9 protein-coding genes and 1 pseudogene are annotated in these 7386 nt (G+C 72.2%); 5 read left to right on the forward strand and 5 right to left on the reverse strand.

The window, feature by feature from the left end; all coding sequences use genetic code 11:
• The first annotated feature begins 10 nt into the window (after positions 1-10).
• The 3 genes from ACGF2V_RS30035 to rpsR are packed head-to-tail and all read left to right on the forward strand — an operon-like array spanning position 11 to position 1726.
• The gene (locus tag ACGF2V_RS30035; protein ID WP_362710811.1) at positions 11-265 is read left to right on the forward strand and encodes a type B 50S ribosomal protein L31; all 255 of its coding nucleotides are present in this window, start codon (positions 11-13) and stop codon (positions 263-265) included.
• Positions 265-1434, forward strand: a complete 1170-nt coding sequence (locus tag ACGF2V_RS30040; protein WP_392913685.1) for a CobW family GTP-binding protein — start codon at positions 265-267, stop codon at positions 1432-1434. The genes ACGF2V_RS30035 and ACGF2V_RS30040 overlap by 1 nt, the downstream gene beginning before the upstream one ends.
• Positions 1435-1489: 55 nt before the next feature.
• On the forward strand, positions 1490-1726 hold the full coding sequence (rpsR, locus tag ACGF2V_RS30045; protein WP_362629075.1) for a 30S ribosomal protein S18: 237 nt from the start codon (positions 1490-1492) through the stop codon (positions 1724-1726).
• A gap of 91 nt (positions 1727-1817) precedes the next feature.
• On the opposite strand, the gene ACGF2V_RS30050 is transcribed toward rpsR, so the two are convergent.
• Together ACGF2V_RS30050 and ACGF2V_RS30055 are read right to left on the reverse strand one after the other, a co-directional pair.
• On the reverse strand, positions 1818-2360 hold the full coding sequence (locus ACGF2V_RS30050; RefSeq protein ID WP_362710808.1) for an O-acetyl-ADP-ribose deacetylase: 543 nt from the start codon (positions 2358-2360) through the stop codon (positions 1818-1820).
• A 123-nt stretch (positions 2361-2483) separates the two neighbouring features.
• The gene (locus ACGF2V_RS30055) at positions 2484-3902 is read right to left on the reverse strand and encodes an NAD(P)/FAD-dependent oxidoreductase (protein ID WP_362629070.1); all 1419 of its coding nucleotides are present in this window, start codon (positions 3900-3902) and stop codon (positions 2484-2486) included.
• Positions 3903-4067: 165 nt separating this feature from the next.
• Here ACGF2V_RS30055 and ACGF2V_RS30060 point away from each other — a divergent pair, with 165 nt between their 5' ends.
• Positions 4068-4874, forward strand: coding sequence for a nucleotidyltransferase domain-containing protein (locus ACGF2V_RS30060; RefSeq protein ID WP_362710834.1), 807 nt, complete (start codon positions 4068-4070; stop codon positions 4872-4874).
• A 25-nt stretch (positions 4875-4899) separates the two neighbouring features.
• On the opposite strand, the gene ACGF2V_RS30065 is transcribed toward ACGF2V_RS30060, so the two are convergent.
• The 3 genes from ACGF2V_RS30065 to ACGF2V_RS30075 form a co-directional block, all read right to left on the reverse strand.
• Complete coding sequence (locus ACGF2V_RS30065; RefSeq protein ID WP_362710806.1) at positions 4900-5778, reverse strand: inositol monophosphatase family protein; 879 nt, start codon at positions 5776-5778, stop codon at positions 4900-4902.
• 129 nt (positions 5779-5907) lie between these two features.
• Positions 5908-6267, reverse strand: a complete 360-nt coding sequence (locus ACGF2V_RS30070) for a hypothetical protein (protein WP_362629064.1) — start codon at positions 6265-6267, stop codon at positions 5908-5910.
• 143 nt (positions 6268-6410) lie between these two features.
• Entirely contained in the window at positions 6411-7082 is a 672-nt protein-coding gene (locus ACGF2V_RS30075) for a TetR family transcriptional regulator (RefSeq protein WP_362629135.1), read from the reverse strand.
• Between the two features lie 144 nt (positions 7083-7226).
• Here ACGF2V_RS30075 and ACGF2V_RS30080 point away from each other — a divergent pair.
• A pseudogene (locus ACGF2V_RS30080) lies at positions 7227-7386 on the forward strand (electron transfer flavoprotein subunit beta); the annotation flags it as partial.

Consider the following 7386-nt stretch of genomic DNA (forward strand, 5'->3'; position numbering starts at 1 on the left):
AAGGACCGCCATGAAGCCAGAAATCCACCCGTCGTACGGCCCCGTCGTCTTCCGTGACAAGGCGGCCGGTTCGGCCTTCCTCACCCGTTCCACCGCGACCAGTGACAGGACGATCGTGTGGGAGGACGGCAACATCTACCCCGTCGTCGATGTCGAGATCTCCTCCGCGAGCCACCCGTTCTACACGGGCACCGCACGCGTACTGGACACCGCCGGACGCGTCGAGCGGTTCGAACGCCGCTACGCCCGGTGCGGAACGAACTGATGCGGGGCGAACCGATGCGGCCCGAAACACCGTTGCCCGTCGTGATCGTCGGCGGCCTCCACTCCGACGCCCGCCGGGAGGTCGTGGAACGGCTGCTGCGGACCGTTCCCGGCAGCGTCGCCCTGCACCACGACCTGAGCGGCGCCGCCGCGGGGACGGTACGGCGCACCGTGCGGGACGCCTCGGGCGAACTGTCCCGGGGCGACACCCCTCTGGTCGACGACTGTGCCTGCTGCGCGCTGCGCGAGGACCTGGTTCCCGAGCTGCGGCGGCTGGCCGGCGCGGGCCCGGCCGGGCCCGCGATCGTCGAACTGTGGGACTCCGTCGAGCCCCGGACGATGGCGGAAGTGATCGCCACGCACGGCGGTGGCGTGCTCGGACTCACCAGCGTCATCACCGCCGTCGATCCCGCGCTCGTGCTGCCCTGTCTCGGGAACGGTGACGACCTGGCCGATGCGGGACTCGCCGCGGCGACGCACGACCGGCGGACCGTGGGCGACACCTGGGCGCGCCAGCTGGAGTACGCGCCCGTGCTCGCCCTCGTGGAGAACGAGGCGGCGGACGACGAGGACCGCGCCCTCCTCGCCCAGCTCCACCCGACGGCCCGTCACGTTCCCGTCGATTCACCGGAACTGGCCCGCCTGGCCTTCGCCGGCTTCGACGTGGAGTCGGCCGCCGCCGCCCAGCACCCCGCCTGCGCGCTGCTGCCGCAGGAGGCGGACGAGGCCGGGGTCGCCACACTCGTCTGGCGCCGCCACCGCCCCTTCCACCCCGAACGGCTGTACCGGGCGTTGGAGGACCTGTGCTGCGCCGCGGCCCGCAGCCGCGGCCGCTTCTGGCTCGCCGACCGGCCCGACACCCTGCTGGCCTGGGACGCGGCGGGCGGTGCGCTCTGCGTGGAGACCGCGGGCCCGTGGCTGGCGTCGCTGCCGGACGCCGCCTGGGACCTGGTGCCGCCGATGCGCAGGGCCGCGGCGGCGCTCGACTGGCACCCTGAACACGGCGACCGCTGCCAGCACCTCGTCTTCACCTCACCGGCCCTGGACCGTGACGGAGTGGTTCGGCTCCTCGACTCCTGTCTCCTCACCGACGCGGAGTACGCGGCGGGCCCCGAGGCGTGGAAGCGGCTCCCCGCCCCGTTCGACTCGTTCCTCGACCCGGTTTACTGACCGAACCCCATACCGTTCGCACATCCCAACCCTCCTATCCGCAAGAGGAGTTCGTATGGAACGACGCAACGATCAGCGCGCATCGCCGAAGAACCGGCCCAACCCGCTGGACGCGGCCGAAGTCACGTACATCGATTACAAGGACACCGACCTGCTGCGGAAGTTCATCTCCGACCGCGGCAAGATCCGCAGCCGCCGCGTGACCCGGGTCAGCGCTCAGCAGCAGCGGCTGATCGCCCGTGCGATCAGGAACGCACGCGACATGGCCCTGCTGCCCACGCCCCACAAGTGACCACGCACCGCGTGGCCTCGGCGGGCACCTACCCAGGCCCGCCGGGGCCACGCGGTTCTCCCCGCGCAACGGCGGTCGCGCGGCACTGCGCTCAACCGCGCGCCGACAAGACCTCTTCGAACGTCGCATACGCGTGCGCGTCGAACAGCACGAACCGCACCTCCTCGATCGGCGCGACGGCCTCCGCCAGGACCGTACGGACGGCGATGCGCGCCCCGTCGTCCATGGGCCAGCCGTAGACCCCCGTCGAGATGGCGGGAAACGCCACGGTGCGCGCTCCCAACTCCGCCGCAGCACGTAGCGATTCGCGGTAACAGGAGGCGAGCAGCTCCGAGCGGTCCTCGGCCCTGCTCCACACCGGCCCCACCGTGTGCACCACCCACCGGGCGTCCAGCCTCCCCGCGGTCGTGGCCACGGCCCGCCCGGTGGGCAGCCCCTTCCCGTACCGCGAAGCCCGCAGCTCACGGCAGGCGGCAAGGATCTCGGGACCGCCATGCCGGTGGATCGCTCCGTCGACCCCGCCGCCACCGAGCAGCGAGGAATTCGCCGCGTTGACGATGACATCGACGGACTGCCGTGTGATATCGCCCCGCACCAGAGTGACGGTGACGGCCTCGGGTTCAGATGTACTCATCCGCCCATGGTGCCGCGCCTTCACCCGCGCCCGGCGGGCGACGCGAGCGCGCTCCCGAAAGGGTTGTCGTCGGTGACGTCGATCCACGGCCTGACGGCCCCGGCCCAGCAGCATGACGGCCCGTCAGGAGGTGGCGCGCAGGCGCCTCCACACCGCCTTCGCCGCGTGGTGGCCGGACATGCCGTGCACGCCCGGGCCGGGCGGGGTCGCCGAGGAGCACAGGAACACCGCCGGATGTGCCGTCGCGTACGGGACGCGCGCCAGCTTGGGCCGGATCACCGTCTGGAGACCGGCGAACGCGCCGCACGCGATGTCGCCGTCCACGTAGTTGGCGTTGCGCGCCGCGATCGTGGGCGGTCCGGCCACCGCCCTGGCGAGCACCAGATCACGGAAACCAGGGGCGAAGCGCTCCAGTTGACGCTCGATCACCTCCGTCGCGTCCCCCTCCCAGCCCGCCGGGACGTGTCCGTACGCCCAGAAGACGTGCCGCCCCTCGGGTGCGCGGGAGGGATCGATCAGGCTGGGCTGCGCCGTGATCAGGAACGGCACGCTGGGGTCCTGGCCCGCCACGGCGGCGCTCAGCGCGGCGTCGATCTCACCGGCCGTGGGACCGATGTGGACCGTCCCGGCCCTGCGCGCCTCCGGAGCGGTCCACGGGACCGGGCCCGACAGCGCGTAATCGATCTTGAAGCAGGACGCGCCGTACCGATAGCCGCTGTAGGCGCGGCCCAGTCCCGCGATGCGGGCGAGGGCGGCGGGCGAGGTGTCGAAGACGTACGCCCGGGCGGGCGGGAGTTCGTCGAGGCGCCTGACCTCCGTACCGGTGTGGATCGCGCCGCCCTGTTCGCGCACGTACGAGGCGAGGGCGTCGGAGATGGCCTGCGATCCGCCGCGCGGCACCGGCCAGCCCTTCTCGTGCGCGGCCAGGGCGAAGAGCAGGGCGATTCCGCCGGTGGCCACTGCGCTGACGGGCGCGATGGCGTGGGCGGCAAGTCCGGCGAGCAGCCCCCGCGCCCTCTCGCCCCGGAAACGGCGGGAGAGCAGTGTCGCGGGCTGGAGCGCGTCGAGACCGAAGCGCACCCAGCGGTACGGGTCACGGGGCAGCCCGTCCCACGGGGTGCGCAGGAAGTCCTCGGCGAGCGTGTCCCAGTGGCCGAGGAACGGGGCGACGAGCCTGCGGTACGCCCCCGCGTCCTGGGCACCCAGGGACATGGCGCTCTCCCCCACGGACCCGGTGAGCACCGCGGCCGACCCGTCCGGGAACGGGTGGGCCAGCGCCAGCTCCGGCTGCAGCCACTCCAGGCCGTGCCGGGTGAGCGGCATGGCGGCGAACGCGGGCGAACCGATGGCCAGCGGATGGACGGCGGAACACGGGTCGTGGCGGAAGCCCGGCAACGTGAGTTCTTCCGTGCGGGCACCGCCTCCGACGGCGTCGCCCGCCTCGAAGATCTCCACGGCGAAACCGCGCCGGGCCAGTTCGGCCGCGGCAGTCAGTCCATTGGGCCCCGCCCCCACGACGACGGCATCGAGCATCGACGGCACCTTCGGACTCCTTCGTCAGCCGACGGCCAGCACACCCAGGATATTCCGAGACGCCGACAGCGTGGCCGGGGGTAGGGTCACGACGCGATGAACACACCGAACTCCCCCGCTCAGCGGCCGCAGGTGACAGGGGAAGCCCCGGTCGTGCCCGCCCGGATCGCGGACATGGCCTCCCGGCTCGTCTCGGTGCCCGGTGTCCGGGCGGTCTCCCTGGGAGGCAGCCGGGCCCGCGGCACTCATCGCCCGGACTCCGACTGGGATCTGGGCGTCTACTACCGCGGCGTCCCCGATGTGGCCGCGCTGACCGCACTGGCCTGCGAGGTCCAGGGCTCCCCCGCGCAGGTCGCGGGACCCGGCGGCTGGGGCCGCTGGGTGGACGGCGGAGCCTGGCTGCGGGTCGACGGCACGGCGGTGGACTGGATCCTGCGCGATCTGGACCGGGTGGAGGCGGTGTGGTCGGACTGCCGGGCCGGGCGCTACGAAGTGGGGGTGCAGCCGGGGCATCCGCTCGGATTCTGGTCCCCCGCCTATCCGGGCGAGATCGCGCTGTGCCACGTGCTCGCCGACCCGCACGGCGTTCTGACAGCGCTTCGGCGGGAGACGGCCGACTACCCCGAGCCGCTGCGCACGGCGCTGATGGATGCCTCGTGGGAGGCACAGTTCCTGGTGGAGGCTGCCCGCAAATCGTCCCCCGCCGGGGACGCGCTCCATGTCGCCCTGTGCCTGTCGCGCGCGTTCGGCATCCTCGCCCAGTCGCTCCACGCCCACCACCGCGTGTGGTGTCTGAACGAGAAGGGCGCGTTGGCCTCCGCGGCCGCGCTGCCGGACGCTCCCGCGGACTTCGCCGCGCGGGTCGGTGAGGTGTTGAGGGAGCTGGACCCCGCGGCGGTCGAGCGGGCGTCGGAACTGGTGCGGAACGTCCGGTCGGCCCTCGCGCCCGGTGGCGCGGAAGGCGGGGGGACCGGAGGCTGAACGGCGACCGAGGGGCGATGCCCGATCAGGCTCCCTCGCGCAGCGCGCTCAGGACACGTTCGACGGTCGCCCCGTCGCGGCCCGCCGTGAACGGCAGGTCGTTGCCTCCGGCGATACGGAACGGGGCGCCGGAGAGGGTGGCCTGGGCGCCGCCCGTCTCGGCGACCAGCAGCAGACCGGCCGCGTGGTCCCAGGCGTACTCCCAGGTGAAGGCGACCGCGTCCAGTTCTCCGCGTGCGACGGCGAGGTATTCGAGACCGGCCGAGCCGCAGGGCCGGGCGTCGATGCCGTCGATACGCAGTCCGAGCAGGGCCCGCTTCTGGGCGTCGGTGGTGTAGTCGGGGTGCGATGTGGCCACTTCGAGGACGGCTCCGGGTGCGGGGGCGCCGGACCGCATCGGCCGCCCGTTCAGCGTGGCGCCCCGCCCACGCACCGCGACGGCCATCTCGTCGAGCGCCGGGGCGTAGGTCCACGAGGCGAGGAGTTCACCCCGGTGGGCGAGGGCGACCAGCGTGCAGAAGCCCGGTTCACCGCGTACGAACTGGCGGGTGCCGTCGACCGGGTCGACGATCCACACCGGCGCGTCACCGCGCAGCGCCTCGTACACCGCCGGATCGGCGTGGACCGCCTCCTCCCCGACAACGACCGAGCCGGGCAGGAGCCGGGACAGCGAGGCGGTGAGGTGTTCCTCGGCCAGACGGTCGGCGACGGTGACCAGGTCGTGCGGGCCGTTCTTCTCGACGATCTCGTGCGCGGCGAGCTGACGGTGGCGGGGCATGATCTCGGCGGCGGCCGCGGCGCGCACCGCCTCCTCGACGTCGGTCAGCTGGACGGCAGGACCACTGCCGTTGGCGGAGGGGTTCCCGGCGATTCCGGCGATTCCGGCGAGAAGTTCATCAATCATGCTCCCAGCCAATCACGCCCCGCCGGGAGATCGATGACCAGGTCATGACGCGAAGATGGCCGCCGGGTGTACGACGGCGCGCACCATGTGACGCGGGACACGCCGGGCCGGACACCCGGAACCGTGCGCTCAGAACCAGTCGTCCTTCCTCGGCGGCTCGCAGAGTTCGAAGACCACCTCACCGGCGGTCGGGTCACCCCCGGCCAACGGACGCACCCGCGCGCCGACCGCCACGAGATGTGGTGCCGCGCCCACGACGCGGCAGCGGAACACGAACCCCTCGGGAAACCTGACGAGGGACTCGTTGCGTGCCGCCTCCGTGTAGCGGTGCACGACGCCGGACCTCACCACGACGCCCAGGCCGTCGCTGTGTTCGGGCTTCAGATCGCTCGACGCGCACACCGGGCACAGCAGCCTCCGGAACGAGGCCGTGCCGCACCAACGGCAGCGGTGGTAGTGCAGGCCGGCTTCCTCACGCTCCGTCTGCACGGTGCCATTCGACAACTGGGACACGCTCGACCCCCTGCGCTCGGCTCGGATGCGCCGTGCGTACGCGTCGACGCTTCGGCACCATAGGGCACTGAGTGCCGAAACGTAAAGGCACTCAGTGCCAGAAACGTGATTCCGCGGCGTCAGTCCTGGCCGATGACCGACTCGATCTGCTGCACCACGCGCCACATGGGCGCGTTCTTCGCGGCGACCATCACCACCACGTCGCCGTCGGCCGAGGGCATCGACGCACCCGGGACCCCCGCGCTCCCCCACACGCTTCGCACCAGCCCGAGGGCGTGATCCACCGCCGCCTCCGCGTCCCCCTCGCCACCCGAGCGCAGCCAGGCGCGCAGCCCGTTGTTGTGCGCGGCGACCACGGACGCGGCGACCACCTCGGCACGGAGCGCGCCGTCCCGCGCGTCGCCGTAACGCTCACGGAGATGGCCGGCCATCGTCTGCTCGTACCGGCGCACCACGGACAGCTCGTAGGTCCGCAGTCCCGGCACCTCCCGGGTGAGCCGGTAGCGCTGGACGGAGAACTCGGGGTTGGCCGCGTACATGCGCAGCACGAGCCGCGCCGCGTCGCACACCGCGTCGACCGGGTCCACGTCGCCGGCCGCCGCCAGGAACGCGGTCATGTCGGCGAGACAGCGCTCGTGGTCCGGGAAGACCGCGTCCTCCTTGGAGGGGAAGTACCGGAAGAACGACCGGCGCCCGACCCCGGCCCGGGCCACGATGTCGTCCACCGTGGTCCGCTCGAAGCCCCGCTCCAGGAAGAGCTGGAAGGCCGCCTCGGCCAGCACCTCCCGCATGGGGGCCTTCTTCGCCGGTCTGCGTGCGTCAGTCATGCGGGGAACGTAGCACCGAAAGCCCTTTTCTGGCACTGCGTTCCTTTACAGAGGGTACTCAGTGCCATATGGTCGTCTCCACCAACCGCACCAGGTAGGAGAGCCGTCGTGAGCTTGAGGATCGTTGTCTGTGTGAAGTATGTGCCGGATGCGACGGGTGACCGGCGTTTCGTGGATGATCTGACGGTGGACCGTGAGGATGTGGACGGTCTGTTGTCGGAGCTGGACGAGTACGCGGTGGAGCAGGCGTTGCGGATCGCGGACGGGG

The organism is Streptomyces sp. NPDC047982 (genome assembly GCF_043204165.1).
Taxonomy (GTDB): domain Bacteria; phylum Actinomycetota; class Actinomycetes; order Streptomycetales; family Streptomycetaceae; genus Streptomyces.